The organism is Brachybacterium aquaticum, from assembly GCF_014204755.1.
Classification (GTDB): Bacteria; Actinomycetota; Actinomycetes; order Actinomycetales; family Dermabacteraceae; genus Brachybacterium; species Brachybacterium aquaticum.
In genome coordinates this window covers 733,382-752,779 of sequence record NZ_JACHLZ010000001.1, presented here as the reverse complement: position 1 = coordinate 752,779, position 19,398 = coordinate 733,382, and the positions used below count along the sequence as shown (strand labels likewise).

At 66.5% G+C, this 19,398-nt stretch carries 6 protein-coding genes and 3 rRNA genes; all 9 read right to left on the bottom strand.

The genetic code is table 11. The features are described from left to right. Positions 1-37: 37 nt before the first annotated feature. The 9 genes from HNR70_RS03325 to HNR70_RS03285 all read right to left on the bottom strand — a co-directional run bounded on the left by HNR70_RS03325 (position 38) and on the right by HNR70_RS03285 (position 19,169). On the bottom strand, positions 38-1,012 hold the full coding sequence (locus HNR70_RS03325; protein ID WP_184324403.1) for an AAA family ATPase: 975 nt from the start codon (positions 1,010-1,012) through the stop codon (positions 38-40). A gap of 49 nt (positions 1,013-1,061) precedes the next feature. Next, positions 1,062-7,334 carry an Ig-like domain-containing protein gene (locus HNR70_RS03320; RefSeq protein ID WP_312857549.1) on the bottom strand — a complete coding sequence of 2,091 codons (6,273 nt, stop codon included), beginning with the start codon at positions 7,332-7,334 and terminating at the stop codon, positions 1,062-1,064. 344 nt (positions 7,335-7,678) lie between these two features. Continuing rightward, positions 7,679-8,686: a polyprenyl synthetase family protein gene (locus tag HNR70_RS03315; protein ID WP_184324401.1), complete on the bottom strand. Its 1,008-nt coding sequence runs from the start codon at positions 8,684-8,686 to the stop codon at positions 7,679-7,681. 299 nt (positions 8,687-8,985) lie between these two features. Further along, positions 8,986-9,102, bottom strand: a 5S ribosomal RNA gene (gene rrf, locus HNR70_RS03310). Between the two features lie 112 nt (positions 9,103-9,214). Then, positions 9,215-12,282 (bottom strand): 23S ribosomal RNA (locus HNR70_RS03305). Positions 12,283-12,637: 355 nt separating this feature from the next. Continuing rightward, positions 12,638-14,157: ribosomal RNA gene (locus HNR70_RS03300) — 16S ribosomal RNA — on the bottom strand. The 16S, 23S and 5S rRNA genes sit together here, the layout of an rRNA operon. Positions 14,158-15,062: 905 nt before the next feature. Next, the gene (tyrS, locus tag HNR70_RS03295; protein WP_184324400.1) at positions 15,063-16,331 is read right to left on the bottom strand and encodes a tyrosine--tRNA ligase; all 1,269 of its coding nucleotides are present in this window, start codon (positions 16,329-16,331) and stop codon (positions 15,063-15,065) included. A 130-nt stretch (positions 16,332-16,461) separates the two neighbouring features. Further along, positions 16,462-17,934, bottom strand: coding sequence for an argininosuccinate lyase (gene argH, locus HNR70_RS03290; RefSeq protein ID WP_184324399.1), 1,473 nt, complete (start codon positions 17,932-17,934; stop codon positions 16,462-16,464). Further along, positions 17,931-19,169 (bottom strand): argininosuccinate synthase, encoded by a 1,239-nt coding sequence (locus tag HNR70_RS03285; protein WP_184324398.1) that lies wholly within the window; start codon positions 19,167-19,169, stop codon positions 17,931-17,933. Before HNR70_RS03285 ends, argH begins: the two co-directional genes overlap by 4 nt. Between the last annotated feature and the right edge of the window lie 229 nt (positions 19,170-19,398).

The following is a 19,398-nucleotide window of genomic DNA, read 5'->3' as shown; positions in this document are numbered from 1 at the left end:
CTCCCGCTTGTCCCTCGCTGCAGGTCGACCCTCACGCTCATGCCGACTGCTGGCGCGCCTGCGGAGGCGCCACCTCGCTGAGGATCTTGGTCATCACGGACTTCGCGGTGGTGCCCGCGAACTCGGCCTCGGGGTCGAGCACGAAGCGGTGCAGCCACACCGGCTCGACCAGTGCCTTGACGTCGTCCGGGATGACGTAGTGGCGGCCGTTGACGGCGGCCCACACCTTGACCGCGCGCATGAGCGCGAGGGCGCCGCGGATGGACACGCCGACCCGCACCTCGGGGGCCAGACGGGTCTCCTCCATCAGACGCGAGACGTACTCCAGCACCGCAGGGTCCACGTGCACGGTGGAGGCGAGCTGGGTCATGTCGTTGACGGCCTGGAGGGAGATGCGCGGGGTGAGCTGCTTGGACCGGTCGCGCAGCGCGGAGCCCTGGAGGATCTGCACGGCGGAGGCGTGGTCGGGGTAGCCGATGGAGGTCTTCATCAGGAAGCGGTCCAGCTGCGCCTCCGGGAGCCGGTAGGTGCCGGCCTGCTCGATCGGGTTCTGGGTCGCGATCACCATGAACGGGTTGCCCACCTCGTGGGTGACGCCGTCGACGGTGACCCGCCCCTCCTCCATCACCTCGAGCATGGCGGACTGGGTCTTGGGCGAGGCGCGGTTGATCTCGTCCGCGAGGACGACGTTGGCGAAGACCGGGCCCTTGTGGAACTCGAAGGACTTCGTGTTCTGGTCGTAGATCGTCACGCCCGTGACGTCCGAGGGCAGCAGGTCCGGGGTGAACTGGATGCGGGTGCTCGTGCCCTGCACGGTCGCCGCGATCGAACGGGCCAGCGAGGTCTTGCCGGTGCCGGGCGCGTCCTCGAGCAGCACGTGCCCGGGCGCCATCATCGCGGTCAGCACCAGACGGACCACCTCGTTCTTGCCGAGGACGGCCTGCCCGACGCTCTGGACGAGCTTGTCGAAGGTCTCGGCGAACCAGCGGGCCTGTTCGGGGGTCATGCTCATGGGGCGGGATCTGCTTTCTGGGTGAGGAGGAGACGGGTGGGGAGGCCGGTCACGGGTAGGAGTGGGTGCCCGCGGCCTTGCCCTTGATCGACACGGTGAAGGTGTTCTCCGGGTACCCGTACAGGAATCGGTAGCCCGCTCCGGAGGTGGAGTAGTTGCCGCTTCCGTCGGCCGTGATCTTGATGGTCGTGGAGCCGTTCACCGTCCACGGACCACCGGCGAAAGCCGGCGAGGCGTTCGTGTAGACCGACATGTCGTACGTCATCCCCGGCTCGAGGTTGGAGACGCGGATGTCCACGACTCGGCAGTAGTTCGACTGGCAGACGTCGTTGTTCGCCTGTGCACCGAAGACGGCGTTCGAGGACGGCGCGGGAGGCGGCGTCGTCGGCGGCTGAGTGGTCGGCGGCCGCGTCGTCGGCGGCTGCGTGGTCGGCGGCTGCGTCGTGGGCGGCTGCGTCGTGGGCGGCGGCGGAGGCGGAGGGGGCGTGTAGGTCTGCGCCCTGCGCGTCTCCGTGACGGTGCCGCTGACCAGGCCCTTGCCGTTCTTCACGCGGGCCTCGATCCGGTGCGTCGCCCCGGACTTCGCCTGGAGGGTCCGGCTGAACGAGGTGCCGGAGTCCTGCCAGCTGCCGCCGTCGATGCGGACCTGGAGGGTCTTGCCGCCGGCCCCGCCGTCGCCGCCGGGTGCGGAGGCGCGCAGGGTGACGGGGCAGCCGTTCGCATCCGCGCAGGTCGCGTTCGAGCTCGCGATCGACGGATTCGCAGGTTTCGTGTACGGGGTGACGGCGTTGGACGGATCGGACTGCCTGCTGACGCCGCCGTCGGCCTCGAAGCCGTTGCGGGCCTCGACGGTGAACCGGTAGGAGGTGCCGTTGCGCAGACCGTCGACGGCGACCGAGGTGGCCGGAGCATTCACCGTCTTCGATCCGCCGTTCCAGCGCACCACATACTTCGTGACGGAGGTGCCGTTGCCGTTCGCGGCGTTCCAGCTGACGTTCGCCCGCCCGTTGGGGCCGCTGCCGGTGCCCTCGTCGGGCATCGAGGCTGTCACGCCGGTCGGCGCAGAGGGCTCGGCCCACGGGGTCACGGCGTTCGAGGGGCGCGAGGAGCCGGTGCCCCGACCCACCGAGTTCACGCCGGTGTAGGTGAAGGTGTGCTCGATGTCCGCGTCCAGCCCGCGGAAGGTCGTCGAGCGGGTGCCCGCGTCGAGGGTCTGGCTCGCTCCCGAGGAGGCGGTGACGATGTACTGGGTGATCGGCTCGCCGTTGGCCTCCTCAGCGGTCATCGCGGGCCAGGTGACGGTGATGCCGCCGCCGACCGGGTCGTTGATGCGCTCGGCCGTGGCGGTGCCGCTGGGCGCCTTGGGCACGCCGGCGGGATGCTCCGCCACGGACCAGTCCGACCACTCCGAGGGCTCGTCGGCCAGGTTCGAGGCCTGCACGCGGAAACGGTAGTCGCGGCCGTTGGTCAGGCCCGAGAACACGGTCTGGGTCGAGCCGCCGGCGACCTCCTGCGTGCTGATTCCCTGACCGGCGGTGTCCTGCATCTGCACGAGGTAGCTCTGGATCGCCGAGCCGCGGTTGACCGGAGCGCTCCACGCGACGGTCAGCTGCTGGTCGCCGCGCTCGGCCTGTGGGGCGCCGGGGCGCTTCGGGCGCACGTCGGGCCGGGCGGCGGCCGACGGGGCCGACGGCTCGGAGTCGCCGACCTCGTTGGTCGCCACCACCTGGAAGGTGTACTCGGTGTCGTTGGTGAGCCCGGTGATGATGCAGGAGGTCGAGGCGCACTGCTGGGAGACGGCGCCGCCGGAGGCGGCGGAGACCGTGTACCCGGTGATGGGGGCGCCGTTGTCGTTCCCGGCGTTGAAGGTCAGCTCCACGAAGCCGTCGCCGATCTCACCGATGCGCGGAGCGGACGGCGGATCGGGATAGCCGCGCACCTCGACCCGGATCTCGCCGGTCACCTTGCGGTCGGGGTCGCCGGTGTCGTCCAGGACCCCGTACTGGGCCGTGAGGATGCCCTTGTAGTCCGCGGCGGGGGTGACCACGACGTTGTCGCCCTGGAGCTCGATGCTCCCCTCGCCCGAGATGAGCGAGGCGTCGGTCAGCTCGCGGTTCCCGCCCGGGAAGGGGTTGGAGTCGTTCTCGAGCACCGGGATCGCCTGCGACTCGCCCGCGTTGATCACCGCGTCGTCGCGGACGGTGGTGAGCAGCGGGCGCTGCGAGCCGACGACCGTGAGCTGCACGGAGGCAGGGACCGGGTCGTTGGTGCCGTCGGTGACTGTGACGGGCACGTCGATGATCTGTCCCTTGGTCGCCTGGGTGGTCGCGCTCGCCAGCAGGATCGAGTCGTCCAGGGACACGTCGATCTCTGCGGGGGCGTCGAAGGTGCCGAGCGCGTAGGTCAGCTCGTCGCCCTCGGGGTCCTCGGCGCCGACGGAGAGGTCGAGGCTCGCTTGCGGAGCGCCCTGCTCGACCTGGAGCAGCGCGCCCTGCAGCGTCGGCGGGAGGTTGGTGTCCTCGGCCGCCACCTCGACGGGGATGGCGAGCGTCGCGACCGCGGCGCTGGTGTCGCCCACCTCGCCGTCCGTGACCTCGACCGTGACGGTGTCGGCGCCGGAGTAGTCGGCGGCCGGGCGGTACACGAGGGTGGTCTCGTTGCGGACCAGGTCGCTGCCGTCGCCGTGGGTGGAGGACACCTTGGAGGTGTCGGTGATCTTCGCGGGCTGGCCGCCGGGGCGCACGCGCACATTGGCCGAGTCGGCGAGGTCGATCTCGACCTCGGCGCCGGCCTGGACCTGGAGGGTCTCCCCTACCCACACGGGCGCCTGCTTGGCGGTGCCCGGCACCCACACGTACCCGGCAGACGTGAGGTCGTCCTGGTCCCGGATGATGTAGCGGATGCGCTGCTGCTCCTCCTGCGGGGTGATGCGAAGGACCCGGTCGCCGGTGAGCTGCGCCCCGTCGAAAGAGCCGTTGAGGGTGACCTGGAGGTCATTGGTGCTGCCGTCGGGGTCGGTGTCGTTGGCGAGCACGTCGACGTCGATGTACTCCGCCTCCGGGTCGAGGACGTCCTCGATCGCGACGAAGTCGTCGCGGGCGACGGGTGCGCGCGGCGGCGCGTTCTCCGCGACCTTCACGGTGGCGGAGGCGCTGCTCTTGAGCTGACCGTCGGTCGCCGCGTAGAGCACGGTGTGGGTGCCCTCCTCGGCGGAGGTGGTGACGGTGACGAAGCCGTCCTCGGCGTCGCCGGCCGGTGGGACGACCTCGATCTCGGTCATCGCCTCGACGTCCTCGCGCACGACGGCGAGCGGGTCGCCCTCGGGGTCGGTGTCGTTGGTGAGGACCGGGATCTGCACCTCGCGGTCGGGACGCACCTCGATGGTGTCGGCGACGGCGAAAGGCGCCTGATTGCGGTCGGTGGGTGCGGAGATGCCGACGAGGACCTCCGCGGTGCCGATCGCACCGTCGCGGTCCATCATCTGATAGCGGAAGCGGTCGGTGCCGACGGAGCCCTCATAGGGCAGGTACTCGATCCACTCGCCGTTGGCGCTGACGACCTCGCCGAGGGTGGGCATCGGGCTGGTGATGCCGGTGAGCATCACCGAGTCGCCGTCGGGGTCGATGCCGGTGGTGCTCACCGGGATGCGCACCGGGGTGCCGGCGACGGCGCGGCCGGTGAGGTTCTCGGGTCGCGGCGGGTTGTTCGCGGCGTCCCTCGGGATGATCGTGATGTGCGCGAGAGCGGCACCGGTGCGTCCGGTCTCGTCGACGACCTTGTACCGCACGACGGCCTCGCCCGAGGCGTCGTCGTTCGCGCGGAAGCGCAGGTAGTCCTGGTTCGGCTCGGCATGGCCGAGCGCCTCGGAGCGATCGGTGTTCATGCCTTGGCCGAGGTGGAGCTCGGAGCCGGTGGGCGAGATGTCGTTGGCGGTGACGTCGATGTTCACCATGTCACCGGCGCGCACGACTGCGCGGTCGGGGACGGCCTCCGGGGTTGCGAACTGGGTGTCGGTGCTGACGACCATCATTCGGATGGTGCCGGTGGAGGTGCCGGCGGAGTTGGAGACCTCGTAGGTGATCGGGACCGGCTCCTGCGAGACGGTCGCGCCGGGCTCCGCCTCGACGCGCACCAGGTGATGGTCGACGACCGTGGCCTTCAGTCCGGTGTTCGCGGGCACCACGAGGGAGTTCACGACGAGCACACCGCCGGTGGGGTCCACGTCGTTCTCGAGCGGGTCCACGAGGGTGTCGGCGCCGGTGGTGACGTTGCCCATGTCGTCCACGGCGACCGGCTCGAGATTCTGGGCGTTCGGCTCGACGACGTCCACGCGCATCAGGCCGAGGGAGGTGCTGCTGGACCCGCTCGCGCCGACGGTGTACTCGAGGTAGTAGGTCCCCGCCGCGGCGCCGACGACGTTCACGGTCCCCGATTCGAGGATGGGATCGACCTCGAGGCCTTCGACCGCGCCGACGCTGATGAGCTCGAGGCTGCCGCCGTTGGGGTTCAGGTCGTTGGCCAGAGGCTTCAGCGTCGTGTTGCGGCCCGCGACGATGCTGACGTGGTCAGCGGTGGTGATCGGCGCGAGATCGGTCTCGGTGACGGACTCGACCTCGATGGTCCCCTCCCCCGTCTCCCCGAACTCGTCGCGGAAGGTGAGGGTGACCTGCTTCGTCCCGGGCGACAGGCCCGCGTCGTTAAAGGTCACCTGCCCGTCGGGACGGAAGGTGACGAGGTCCTCGGGCTCGACGGTCGCGTTGGCGAGGTAGAAGGCGTCCCCGTCGGGGTCCTCCCAATACGGGAGGAGGTTGAAGCTGACCTCCTGGCCGGAGCGGACCAGCACCTTGGTCATGCCGCCCTGCGCGGCCTGCGGCGCGCTGTTCTCGATCTCGCCGCGGACCTCGAGGGTAACGGTGGCGGTGTCGGTGCCGCCGCGTCCGTCGTCGGTGACATAGGTGAACGCGGCGTTGGTGGCGGCGTCCTCGTCGACCTCGACCTGCAGCTGGGTGCCGCCGCGGATCGGGGTGACCCGGCCGATGCCCGGCTGGTCGCCCTGGACGCGCACGGTGAGCACGTCCCCGTCGGGGTCCACGTCGTTGCGGGTCACCGGCAGCACGACGCTCGCGCCGGGGCGCACGCCGAACGTGTCGTCGTTGGCCACGGGAGGACGGTTCTTCTCGCTCCGTTCGACCGCCAGGTTCTCGATCGTGGTGGTGAGGGTCTCCTCCTCCTCGGTCTCGGAGTCGTCGGTCTGGATCTCCTGCATGATCTTCCAGGCGTCGACGACCTCCATCGAGTCCATGATCTCCCAGGACAGCCCGAACTCCTGGTCGTTGAGGACCACGAGGTCGCGGTTCTGACGCAGGGTGAGGTCCGAGGCGGGATCCGCCTGCGGGATGGTGCCGACGACCGGGTCCTGCCCCTCGCAGGCCCGCACGAACTTCATCGACCCGGACCAGGCACCGTAGGCGCAACCCTGGACCTGCGCCGGCTGGGCGATCTGGGTGCCGGTGCCCTCGGCGGCGATGGTCTGCGCGGTGCCGCCGTCGAGGGGCACCAGCAACATCGTGTCGGCGGTGGCGAGGACGACCCTGTCCGAGGACGGGCCGGACTGCTGCACCTGGGCGCCTTCGAGGGTGGAGATCCCGTACTCCTCCAGCGGGTAGTCCCTGCCGTCGGTGCCGAGCCGCAGCATGCGGTTCTCCCGGTCCAGGATCACCGGAGAGTCGCCGACGGCGGTGAGCTGCACCTGCTCGTCGTCGGTGGACAGGCCCGCGATCTCGACCGTCCGATCGACGGTGGTTTTGCGGCTGTCCACCTGGCGCCTGAGGGTGTGCAGCGAGCTGTCCTCGAGGACGAAGACGGTGCCGGTCGGGCTCACGGCGATGGGGGCGATGCCGTTGCCCGTCTCGACGTTCGGCTCCACCGCGGAGGGGCTGAATGCGGCGGCCTCCTCCGGGGAGAGGACCCAGACCTTGCCGTCCGGGGACGCGATCGCGACACGGTCACCACCGATGGCGACGCGGGAGTCCGGCGGCAGCTCGACCAGGCCGTTGCGGGTGATCGACGCGGTGTTGATCGGAGTCATGCCGCGGGGGCCGGTCTCGAAGACGTGGTACCCGGACTGGATGATGTCGAGGTCCTGGCCCGTGGAGGACAGGCGTGCGTCCAGCTCCCCGGCGTCGACGTTGAGGCGGCCAATCATCGAATCCTCGGCGCTGCTCACCCAGACGCCGCCGTTGGAGACGTCGATGTCCGAGGAGTCCAGGCCCTCGTAGTTCACGGCGAAGCCCGTCAGGACGAGCGCGACCACGGAGAGCACGGCCGTCGTGACGACCGTGGCGCGACTGCGTCGGCGTCGCTTCGGTCGGGACGGGACAGACATAGTGGTACCCCCGGGGTGTCGAGCAGCTTCTTCGCGCTCGCGCTGGTGGACCTGCTGCATCCCGGACGGGGATGACCCCCGAGGTCGATCCGGCCGCGTGCGCGACACGTGTCAGGGTACCGTCCCGTCGCGCGCGTCACCACGAGTCGCGGGTCACGCAATGGTGACGCCGCAGTTCACGGGCCTCTTGCCCGGGAGGATGTCACCGCACGTTCATCTCGACGGATACCGGCGCACCGACGCTGCGGGCGCCGATGGACCGTCGCCTCCCGAGAAGGCGTTCAGCGTCGGCGCTGCACCAGGGAGCGGGTGAACCCGATGAGGGCGTCCCTCACGGAGCCGGCGGGGAGCTCCTCGAGCACCGCGACCGCTTCGTCGGCGGTGCGCTGTGCGAGGGCCCGCGTCTCTTCCAGCGCAGGATCTGCACGGAGCAGCTCGACGACCTCGGCGAGGACGTCGTCGTCGGAGAGGTCCCCCTCGAGACGGCGCACGATGTCGAGGCTCCGCTCGTCCTTCTCCTCGGCCGCACGGCGGCGCACGAGGAGGGTGGGCATGGTGGGCACGCCCTCGCGCAGGTCGATGCCGGGGGTCTTGCCGCTCGTCGCGGCGTCGCTCTCGAGGTCGAGGACGTCGTCGGCGAGCTGGAAGGCCACGCCGACCTTCTCCCCGTAGCGGCGCATGATGTCGGCAGTGCCCTCGGGCGCGCCCGACAGAGAGGCACCGAGCTCACCGGCGAGGGCGAGGAGGGAGGCCGTCTTGTCCGACAGGACGGAGATGTAGTGCTCGAAGCGGTCGTCGGACTCGGTGGGGCCAACGGTCTCGTGCAGCTGACCGAGGCAGAGCCGCTCGAACGTCTCCGAGTGCAGACGCACCGCGTCGACGCTGATGCTGGCGCTGAGCGCGCTCGCACGGGCGAAGAGGAAGTCACCGGTCAGGATCGCGACGTTGTTTCCCCACAAGGAGTGGGCACTCTCGGTGCCGCGCCTGGTCGGCGCGGAGTCCATGACGTCGTCGTGGTAGAGACTGGCGAGGTGCGTCAGCTCGACGAGCACCGCGGCGTCCACGACGCCCTCGGCGTCGATGTCACCGAGGGAGGCGGCGAGCAGCACCAGCATGGGGCGCACGCGCTTGCCGCCGGCATCCATGAGGTGGCGGGCAGTCCAGCGGACCATGTCGTCGGAGGTCGCGACGGAGTCGCGCAGCCGGCCCTCGATGGTGCCGAGGCGCTCGACGATGCTAGTCGCGAGCTCGTCGTCGATGTCGGGGACGCCCGGCAGCGTGGACGGCATGACTCTCCTGGTCGTCGGGGCGGGACGCCGCAGAGCGGCCCGCCATGCGTGAGGTGCGCTCCTCCTGGGAGAGCCGCGCGGCGCAGGCGCCGGCGTCGCCCCGGTGCGGGCGGCACGATTCCGAAGTCTACCGGGGCACTGCGGGACTGACCGCCTTGTGGGTCCCAGAGGTGATCCGGTGAACGCTGCCCCTGAACGCAGCCCCGTCGATCCGTCAGAAATCAGGCATGAAAAAAGGGAGTGGAGGAGGCGAACACCCATTTCAGGGGTTCAAGCACTCCTCCACTCCCAGTGAAGATGTCCGGCGGCGACCTACTCTCCCACACCCTCCCGAGTGCAGTACCATCGGCGCGATCGAGCTTAGCTTCCGGGTTCGGAATGGAACCGGGCGTTTCCTCGACGCTATGACCGCCGTAACTCTTTGAGACACAACCAGCCCACACACCACACTGACGTGATGCTGGGGTTGTTTCTCGAGAACCGCACAGTGGACGCGAACACAAGCAGCAACAACACAAAAAGATGAGTTGTTGTAAGTCATCGGCCATTAGTACCAGTCAGCTCCACACATTACTGTGCTTCCACATCTGGCCTATCAACCCAGTCATCTACTGGGGGCCTCACACACCTCAAGGGTGCAAGGATATCTCATCTCGAAGCAGGCTTCCCGCTTAGATGCTTTCAGCGGTTATCCCTTCCCGACGTAGCCAACCAGCCATGCCCTTGGCAGAACAACTGGCACACCAGAGGTCAGTCCATCCCGGTCCTCTCGTACTAGGGACAGGACTTCTCAAATATCCAACGCGCGCAGCGGATAGGGACCGAACTGTCTCACGACGTTCTAAACCCAGCTCGCGTACCGCTTTAATAGGCGAACAGCCTAACCCTTGGGACCAACTCCAGCCCCAGGATGCGACGAGCCGACATCGAGGTGCCAAACCATGCCGTCGATATGAGCTCTTGGGCAAGATCAGCCTGTTATCCCCGGGGTACCTTTTATCCGTTGAGCGACACCCATTCCACAATGAGGTGCCGGATCACTAGTTCCTGCTTTCGCACCTGCCCGACATGTCTGTCTCGCAGTCAAGCTCCCTTGTGCACTTACACTCAACACCTGATTGCCAACCAGGCTGAGGGAACCTTTGAGCGCCTCCGTTACTTTTTGGGAGGCAACCGCCCCAGTTAAACTACCCATCAGACACTGTCCCTGATCCGGATCACGGACCGAGGTTAGGAATCCAGAACGACCAGAGTGGTATTTCAACAACGACTCCACACTCACTGGCGTGAATGCTTCCCAGTCTCCCACCTATCCTACACAAGCCGTCCCGAACACCAATATCAAACTATAGTAAAGGTCCCGGGGTCTTTCCGTCCTGCTGCGCGTAACGAGCATCTTTACTCGTAATGCAATTTCGCCGAGTTCGCGGTTGAGACAGTGGAGAAGTCGTTACGCCATTCGTGCAGGTCGGAACTTACCCGACAAGGAATTTCGCTACCTTAGGATGGTTATAGTTACCACCGCCGTTTACTGGGGCTTAAATTCTCAGCTTCGAACCCAAAGGGCTCTAACCGGTCCTCTTAACCTTCCAGCACCGGGCAGGCGTCAGTCCGTATACAGCGTCTTACGACTTCGCACGGACCTGTGTTTTTAGTAAACAGTCGCTTCTCCCTGGTCTCTGCGGCCCTTCCCGCTCTCACAGGTCGGGCCCCCCTTCTCCCGAAGTTACGGGGGCATTTTGCCGAGTTCCTTAACCACGATTCTCTCGAACGCCTTGGTATTCTCTACCTGATCACCTGAGTCGGTTTAGGGTACGGGCGACCGTATTCGTCACGCCGGAACTTTTCTTGGCAGTACAGGATCACTCACCTACGCCCATACGGGATCCCCATCACGTCTGACCCTCAATGTTCCCAGCATTACCCGGGAACGGGCTGCACGCTTAGACGGACTATTCCATTAAGTCCGCGGAAGCTACCTCTCTGCGTCATCCCTCGCGCTGACCTACTACGACCTTGGTTCCCAGCCTCACCAACCTCCACACCCCGAAGGGTATGGGGAAAGCTCGGGTGGTTAGCATCAGACGCCTCGGTATGGGTCCTCCTACGATCGGTTCGGGAATATCAACCCGATGTCCATCGACTACGCCTGTCGGCCTCGCCTTAGGTCCCGACTAACCCAGGGCGGATAAACCTGGCCCTGGAACCCTTGATCAATCGGCGGACGGGTTTCTCACCCGTCTTTCGCTACTCATGCCTGCATTCTCACTCGTACAGCCTCCACCACTGGGTTCCCCCGCGGCTTCACCGGCTGCACGACGCTCCCCTACCCATCCCAGCAAATGCTGAAATGACACAGCTTCGGCGGTGTGCTTGAGCCCCGCTAAATTGTCGGCGCAGAATCACTTGACCAGTGAGCTATTACGCACTCTTTCAAGGGTGGCTGCTTCTAAGCCAACCTCCTGGTTGTCTCAGCAACTCCACATCCTTTTCCACTTAGCACACGCTTAGGGGCCTTAGCTGATGTTCTGGGCTGTTTCCCTCTCGACTATGAAGCTTATCCCCCACAGTCTCACTGCTGCGCTCTCACGTACCGGCATTCGGAGTTTGGCTAAGGTCAGTAACCCGGTGGGGCCCATCGCCTATCCAGTGCTCTACCTCCGGCACGAAACACGCAACGCTGCACCTAAATGCATTTCGGGGAGAACCAGCTATCACGAAGTTTGATTGGCCTTTCACCCCTATCCACAGGTCATCCCCTCCATTTTCAACTGAAGTGGGTTCGCGCCTCCACGCGGTCTTACCCGCGCTTCACACTGCCCATGGATAGATCACTTCGCTTCGGGTCTAGAGCCGGCGACTGAACGCCCCGTTCAGACTCGCTTTCGCTACGGCTACCCCACACGGGTTAACCTCGCCACCGACCACTAACTCGCAGGCTCATTCTTCAAAAGGCACGCCGTCACCCCTCAAGGCTCCGACGGATTGTAAGCGCACGGTTTCAGGTACTATTTCACTCCCCTCCCGGGGTGCTTTTCACCTTTCCCTCACGGTACTTGTCCGCTATCGGTCACAAGGTAGTATTCAGGCTTACCAGGTGGTCCTGGCAGATTCACACCGGATTTCACGGGCCCGGTGCTACTCGGGAACAGCGTCACGCCATGCAGCAGTTTCGTCTACGGGGGTCACACCCTCTACGCCGTCGCACTCACCACGACTTCGACTACCACTACACGTACACGTCGGACCGCCGGCAGACGATCCAGACACGTCCCACAACCCCAAGCCTGCAACCCCTGCCGGGTATCACACAGACCAGGTTTAGCCTCTTCCGCTTTCGCTCGCCACTACTCACGGAATCACTATTTGTTTTCTCTTCCTGCGGGTACTGAGATGTTTCACTTCCCCGCGTTCCCTCCACACTGCCTATACATTCAGCAGCGGGTACCAGGGCATGACCCCTGGTGGGTTTCCCCATTCGGACATCCTCGGATCACAGCTTAGTTGTCAACTCCCCGAGGCTTAACGCAGACTCACACGTCCTTCGTCGGCTCCTTGTGCCAAGGCATCCACCGTGCGCCCTTTAAAACTTACGGCAACACAAAGACACTCTTTGCATATAAAAATTGCTTACAAGATGCTCGCGTCCACTATACAGTTCTCAAAAAACAACCCCACACCCACAACCTCACACACAAAGTGCTCAGAAATGAGGGAGGACCAGCCACACACCCCAAAACCCGAAAGTTCCGGGGCTGCGTGCAGCCTCACAACCCAATAGCGTGCCTCCACCTCAAACCCTCAACCAGTCTCGCGTTCCATTCCCTACTGGGAAGTACTAGCTCGTCCGATCTCGGATGAAGTGCCTATTCATCGATGTTCCACCCTGAGCAACCACCCGCCCGACACTCGCGGACGACGATGGCCACCATAATTGGTGATGCTCCTTAGAAAGGAGGTGATCCAGCCGCACCTTCCGGTACGGCTACCTTGTTACGACTTAGTCCCAATCACCGATCCCACCTTCGACAGCTCCCTCACGAGGATGGGCCACTGGCTTCGGGTGTTACCGACTTTCGTGACTTGACGGGCGGTGTGTACAAGGCCCGGGAACGTATTCACCGCAGCGTTGCTGATCTGCGATTACTAGCGACTCCGACTTCATGGGGTCGAGTTGCAGACCCCAATCCGAACTGAGGCCGGCTTTTTGGGATTCGCTCCACCTCACAGTATCGCAACCCATTGTACCGACCATTGTAGCATGCTTGAAGCCCAAGACATAAGGGGCATGATGATTTGACGTCGTCCCCACCTTCCTCCGAGTTGACCCCGGCAGTCTCCTATGAGTCCCCACCATGACGTGCTGGCAACATAGAACGAGGGTTGCGCTCGTTGCGGGACTTAACCCAACATCTCACGACACGAGCTGACGACAACCATGCACCACCTGTGCACCAGTCCGAAGAAAACCCCATCTCTGGAGTCGTCCGGTGCATGTCAAGCCTTGGTAAGGTTCTTCGCGTTGCATCGAATTAATCAGCATGCTCCGCCGCTTGTGCGGGCCCCCGTCAATTCCTTTGAGTTTTAGCCTTGCGGCCGTACTCCCCAGGCGGGGCACTTAATGCGTTAGCTACGGCGCGGAAAACGTGGAATGTCCCCCACACCTAGTGCCCAACGTTTACGGCATGGACTACCAGGGTATCTAATCCTGTTCGCTACCCATGCTTTCGCTTCTCAGTGTCAGTAATGGCCCAGAGACCTGCCTTCGCCATCGGTGTTCTTCCTGATATCTGCGCATTTCACCGCTACACCAGGAGTTCCAGTCTCCCCTACCACACTCTAGCCTGCCCGTACCCACCGCACGCCCGAAGTTGAGCCTCGGGTTTTCACGGCAGACGCGACAAGCCACCTACAAGCTCTTTACGCCCAATAATTCCGGACAACGCTTGCGCCCTACGTATTACCGCGGCTGCTGGCACGTAGTTAGCCGGCGCTTCTTCTGCAGGTACCGTCACTTTCGCTTCTTCCCTACTGAAAGGGGTTTACAACCCGAAGGCCGTCATCCCCCACGCGGCGTCGCTGCATCAGGCTTTCGCCCATTGTGCAATATTCCCCACTGCTGCCTCCCGTAGGAGTCTGGGCCGTGTCTCAGTCCCAGTGTGGCCGGTCGCCCTCTCAGGCCGGCTACCCGTCATCGTCTTGGTGAGCCATTACCTCACCAACAAACTGATAGGCCGCGAGTCCATCCCCCACCGATAAATCTTTCCAACACGCACCATGCGGTGCACACTAATATCCGGTATTAGCCACGATTTCCCGAGGTTATCCCGAAGTGAGGGGCAGGTTACTCACGTGTTACTCACCCGTTCGCCACTAATCAGGTAGTGCAAGCACCACCGTCATCGTTCGACTTGCATGTGTTAAGCACGCCGCCAGCGTTCGTCCTGAGCCAGGATCAAACTCTCCATGAAAATCATGAAAAACTATAACCTGACAAAATAAACAAACAACCAGCATTAAACTGCTGTATCATCCGTTATGATTTGCCATTCAAAAATAATGGCATCGATAAACAGACACACTATTGAGATATCAAGCAACACGCGCACATCGTCATCATCCCGCCGCTGCGGGTCGAGTCGGAGGCTCTGTGCCGGCGGGAGGTCCCGTCCGACGACTACTTTTCGCTTCGTCGTCCCGGCGCGAGTCACTACTCTAGCAGTTCTTCGCGGCCCGGTCCAACTCCGCTCCGTGTGTTCCCGGTCTCATCCGGATCGCTGCGCGATCCGTCCGTGACCTGGTCTCACGGCCGCTCGTCCGGTCTCCCGATCGAGCGCATCCTCAGCGACTCCTCGACGCCCCGTTCCTCGCTCCTCCCGGGGGAGGCTCTCGGCCCTTCGCGTCTGCGTCCTCGCTGCTGACAAGGGAAGACATTACGGGTCGCCGAGGGGGCCGTCAAGCCGCTCGATTCAGCCCCCGTTCATCTTCGAGGAACACCGTTTCTGCAGGTCAGTCGGGCTTTTCTGGCCTCCGGAAAGCGCTCGTTCACCCGGTTGTGACCCACGTCTGAGAGGGGCCTCACCAACCCTTATCGTCGGCTTGACAATCGGTCGCGGGAGCCACTATCCGCGAGTCCTCCGTCGGTCTGAGAGCCCCATCGATCCCGCACGATCCCGGCGACCAATCCCGCACGATCCCGGTAGCCGGCCCTCCCCTGGCTCCGGACGGCGAGGAGCCCCGCACCCGACAGAGGTCGGGGGCGGGGCTCCGGTGCGGATGCTCCCTCCGGTGCGTGGTAGGAGGTGCGGGTCGTCTCGCGGTGCGCGCCGTACGGCGGTGAATGACGTACGGGAGTGCGCGTCGATCCCTCGCGGGGTCAGCCGGCGCGTCGCACCATGGCGGCGTTCTTCCGGCCGCGCCGCAGCAGGAGATGACCACCGGGGAGGGCGTCGAGCTCACCGATCTCCCGCAGGAGGTCGTCGGCCGAGACCTTCTCGCCGTTCACGGAGAGTCCCCCGCCCTCGGCGTCACGGCGCGCGGCGCCCTTGGACTGGGCGATGCCGGCACTCACGAACGCGTCGACGAGCGACGTGGTGCCGGTGACCTCGGCGAAGGGCAGCTCGCGGGCGATCGCCCCGACGGTCTGCTCGTCCAGGGCGCGCACGTCCCCGCGCCCGAAGAGCACGGCGGCGGCGGCCTTGGCCTGCTCGGTGGCCTGCTGCCCGTGGACCAGGGTCGTCAGGTCGTCGGCCAGCGCCTTCTGGGCCGCCCGCTCGTGCGAGGCGGCGGCCGTCGCCTCGGCCAGCTCGTCGATCTCCTCCCGGGTGCGGAAGGTGAAGTACCGCAGGTAGTTCACGACGTCCGCGTCCGCGGCGTTCAGCCAGAACTGGTGGAAGGCGTACGGGCTCGTGAGCTCCGGGTCGAGCCACACGGCCCCGCTCTCGCTCTTGCCGAACTTCGTGCCGTCGGCCTTGGTGACCAGGGGCGTGGTCATGGCATGCACGTCATGCCCCTCGACCTTGTGGATGAGGTCCACGCCGGAGAGCAGGTTGCCCCACTGATCGTTGCCCCCGTACTGCAGGGAGACCCCGTGACGGCGGTGCAGCTCGAGGAAGTCGATGCCCTGGAGCACCTGGTAGCTGAACTCGGTGTAGCTGATCCCCTCGTCGCTCTGCAGGCGACGGGCCACGGTCTCCTTGGCGAGCATCGTGCCCATGCGGTAGTGCTTGCCGATGTCGCGCAGGAATTGCAGTGCGCCCATCTGCCCGATCCAGTCGAGGTTGTTGACCATCTGCACGCCGAACTCGCCCTCGAGGTCGAGGAAGCGGGAGATCTGGTCGCGCAGGGAGCCGACCCAGCCGGCCACGACGCTCTCGTCGTTCAGCACCCGCTCCCCCGACATGCGCGGGTCGCCGATGAGGCCGGTCGCTCCGCCCACCAGGGCGAAAGGCTTGTGCCCGGCGAGCTGGAAGCGGCGCATGGTCAGCACCTGGGTGAGGTGGCCGACGTGGAGCGAGGAGGCGGTGGGGTCGAAGCCGCAATAGAGGCTGATCGGTCCGTCCGCCAGAGCGCTGCCGAGCGCCTCGCGCCCGGTGGTCTGCACGACGAGTCCTCGCCAGTCGAGGTCGTCCAGGACGGAATGCATCGATCGGGTCCTTCCGAGTCGGGGTGGGTGCCCGGTCGGGCACGTGCGCCATTGTCCACCATCCGTCGGCCGACGGGGCGGGTGGGCCGCCGGCCGACGGGCCTGTGCCCGTCGGCCGACGGCTGCCGGCTCAGCGGTCGCGGGTGAAGCCGCGCAGGGAGGCGATCGCGGCCTCGGCGGCGTCCTCCTGCTCGGCGACGCGCACCGGGGCGGTGCCGCCCTTGGCGTCGCGGGAGGCGATGGAGCCCTCGACCGAGAGCACCTCGCGGACCGAGGGGTCCAGGTGCTCGGAGATCTCGGCGAACTCCTCGTCGGTGAGGTCCCACAGCTCCTTGCCCTGGGCCTCGGCGACCTTCACGCACGCGCCGGAGATCTCGTGGGCGCTGCGGAAGGGGACCCCGCGGCGCACGAGGTGGTCGGCGATGTCGGTGGCCAGGGAGAAGCCCTGGGGCGCGAGCTCCGCCATCCGCTCGGTGTGGAAGGTGAGGGTGGCCATCATGCCGGTGAATGCGGGCAGCACGAGGTTCAGGGAGTCGACCTGGTCGAAGACCGGCTCCTTGTCCTCCTGCAGGTCGCGGTTGTACGCGAGCGGCAGTGCCTTCAGCGTGGTCAGCAGCCCCACGAGGTCGCCGACCACGCGCCCGGCCTTGCCGCGGGCGAGCTCGGCGATGTCGGGGTTCTTCTTCTGCGGCATGATCGAGGAGCCGGTGGAGTAGGAGTCGTCCAGGGTGATGAACGAGAACTCCTTGGTGTTCCACAGGATGACCTCCTCCGCCAGGCGCGAGAGGTCGATCCCGATCATGGCCAGCACGAAGGCGAACTCCGCGGTGAGGTCCCGGGAGGCGGTCCCGTCGATCGAGTTCCACACCGAGTCGGTGAAGCCGAGCTCACGGGCGACCGCCTGCGGATCCAAGCCCAGGCTCGAGCCGGCCAGCGCCCCCGAGCCGTACGGGGAGACGTCGACGCGGGCGTCGAGGTCCCGCAGGCGCTCCACGTCCCGCAGCAGCGGCCAGGCGTGCGCCAGAAGGTGGTGGCTGAGCAGCAGCGGCTGGGCGTGCTGGAGGTGGGTGCGGCCGGGCATGGGCGCGCCGTGCACCTCGCGGGCGCGGGCCACGAGCACGTCCACCAGGTCCAGGACCTGGTCGCCGACCGCCCGGGCCTGGTCGCGGATGAACAGGCGGATGAGCGTGGCGATCTGGTCGTTGCGGGACCGGCCGGCGCGCAGCTTGCCGCCGAGCTCGGCGCCCGCCCGCTCGATCAGGCCGCGCTCGAGTGCGGTGTGCACGTCCTCGTCGTCGGGCGCGGCGACGAACGCGCCGGAGGCGACGTCGGCCGCGAGCGCGTCCAGCGCCTCCTGCATCCGGGCGAGCTCGTCGTCGGTGAGCAGCCCGGCGGCGTGCAGCACGTTCGCATGCGCCTTCGAGCCGCGCAGGTCGTACTGGGCCAGCCGCCAGTCGAAGTGCGTGGACACGGACAGCGCGGCGAGCGCCGCCGCGGGGCCGGAGCCGAAGCGCCCGCCCCAGAGGGCGGCGTGCTCCGACGCGGCGGCCCCGTCGGCTGCCGTCCCGTCGGGCGCGGCGCCCGCGGTCGGGTCCTGACTCATGCGGTCTCCCTGGAGGCGGCCTCGAGGTCCTCGCCGTTGCCGAAGGCGACGTCGCGGGCCGCGGCCTGCTTGGCGGCCAGGCCGTAGATGTCGATGAAGCCGCGGGCGCTGCCCTGGTCGAAGGTGTCGCCCTCGTCGTAGGTGGCAAGGTTGAAGTCGTACAGGCCGGTCTCGCTGCGGCGACCGGTGACGGTGGCGCGGCCGCCGTGCAGGGTCATGCGGATGTCGCCGGAGACGTAGCGCTGGGTGTCCTCGATGAAGGCGTCCAGGGACTTCTTCAGCGGGGAGAACCACTGGCCGTCGTAGACCAGCTCGGTCCAGCGGTCGCCGACGGTGCGCTTGAAGCGGGACTGCTCGCGCTCGAGGGTGACGCGCTCGAGCTCCTGGTGCGCGGTGATCAGGGTCATCGCGCCCGGTGCCTCGTAGACCTCGCGGGACTTGATGCCCACGAGGCGGTCCTCGACGATGTCGATGCGGCCGATGCCCTGGGCGCCGGCGCGGCGGTTGAGCTCCTGGATCGCCTCGAGCGGGGTGACCTTGCGGCCGTCGATCGCGACCGGGACGCCCTGCTCGAACGAGATGATGACCTCGTCGGCGACCGGCGGGAAGGCCGGGTCGTCGGTGTAGCTGAAGACGTCCTTGGTGGGCTCGTTCCAGATGTCCTCGAGGAAGCCGGTCTCGATGGCGCGGCCCCACACGTTCTGGTCGATCGAGAAGGGGTTGTGCTTGGTGGTGGCGATCGGCAGGCCCTTGCGCTCGGCGTACTCGATGGCCTTGTCGCGGGTCAGCGCGAGGTCGCGCACGGGGGCGATGCACTTGAGCTCGGGGGCGAGCGAGGTGATCGAAACCTCGAAGCGGACCTGGTCGTTGCCCTTGCCGGTGCAGCCGTGGGCGACGGTGGTGGCGCCGTACTTCTTGGCGGCCTTGACCAGGTGCTTGGTGATCACGGGGCGGGAGATCGCCGAGACGTTCGGGTAGGCGTCCATGTACAGCGCGTTCGCCTTGAGGGCGGGCATGCAGTACTCGTTGGCGAACTCGTCGCGGGCGTCGGCGACGTAGGCCTCGACGGCGCCGCAGTCCAGGGCGCGCTGGCGGATGACCTCGAGGTCCTCGCCGCCCTGGCCCACGTCGACCGCGCAGGCGATGACGTCGGCGCCGGTGGCGTCGTGGATCCAGCCGATGGCGACGGAGGTGTCGAGGCCGCCGGAGTAGGCGAGGACGATCTTTTCGGTCACGGGTGTTGCTCCTGTGTTCGGGGTGGATGGGCGCGGCGTGCGCGTCCGGGTCTGGGGGACGTCTGGTGCGGGTGGGGGCCCGCGGGTCGGGTGCTGCCGGTCAGCTCGCGTCGGCGGGCTCGGCCGACGCAGCGGGTGCGTCGGGTGCGGCCGACGCGCCCTGTGCGGCCGACGGGGCCGGCGCGGCGGGCGCGCCCGCTCGGGCGGTCACGTCGGGCTCGGCGGGATC

Bases quoted from the DNA above. Each gene is read 5' to 3' on its own strand.
- HNR70_RS03325 (WP_184324403.1), bottom strand. From the start codon at position 1,012: ATGAGCATGACCCCCGAACAGGCCCGCTGGTTCGCCGAGACCTTCGAC.
- HNR70_RS03315 (WP_184324401.1), bottom strand. From the start codon at position 8,686: ATGCCGTCCACGCTGCCGGGCGTCCCCGACATCGACGACGAGCTCGCG.
- tyrS (WP_184324400.1), bottom strand. From the start codon at position 16,331: ATGCATTCCGTCCTGGACGACCTCGACTGGCGAGGACTCGTCGTGCAG.
- argH (WP_184324399.1), bottom strand. From the start codon at position 17,934: ATGAGTCAGGACCCGACCGCGGGCGCCGCGCCCGACGGGACGGCAGCC.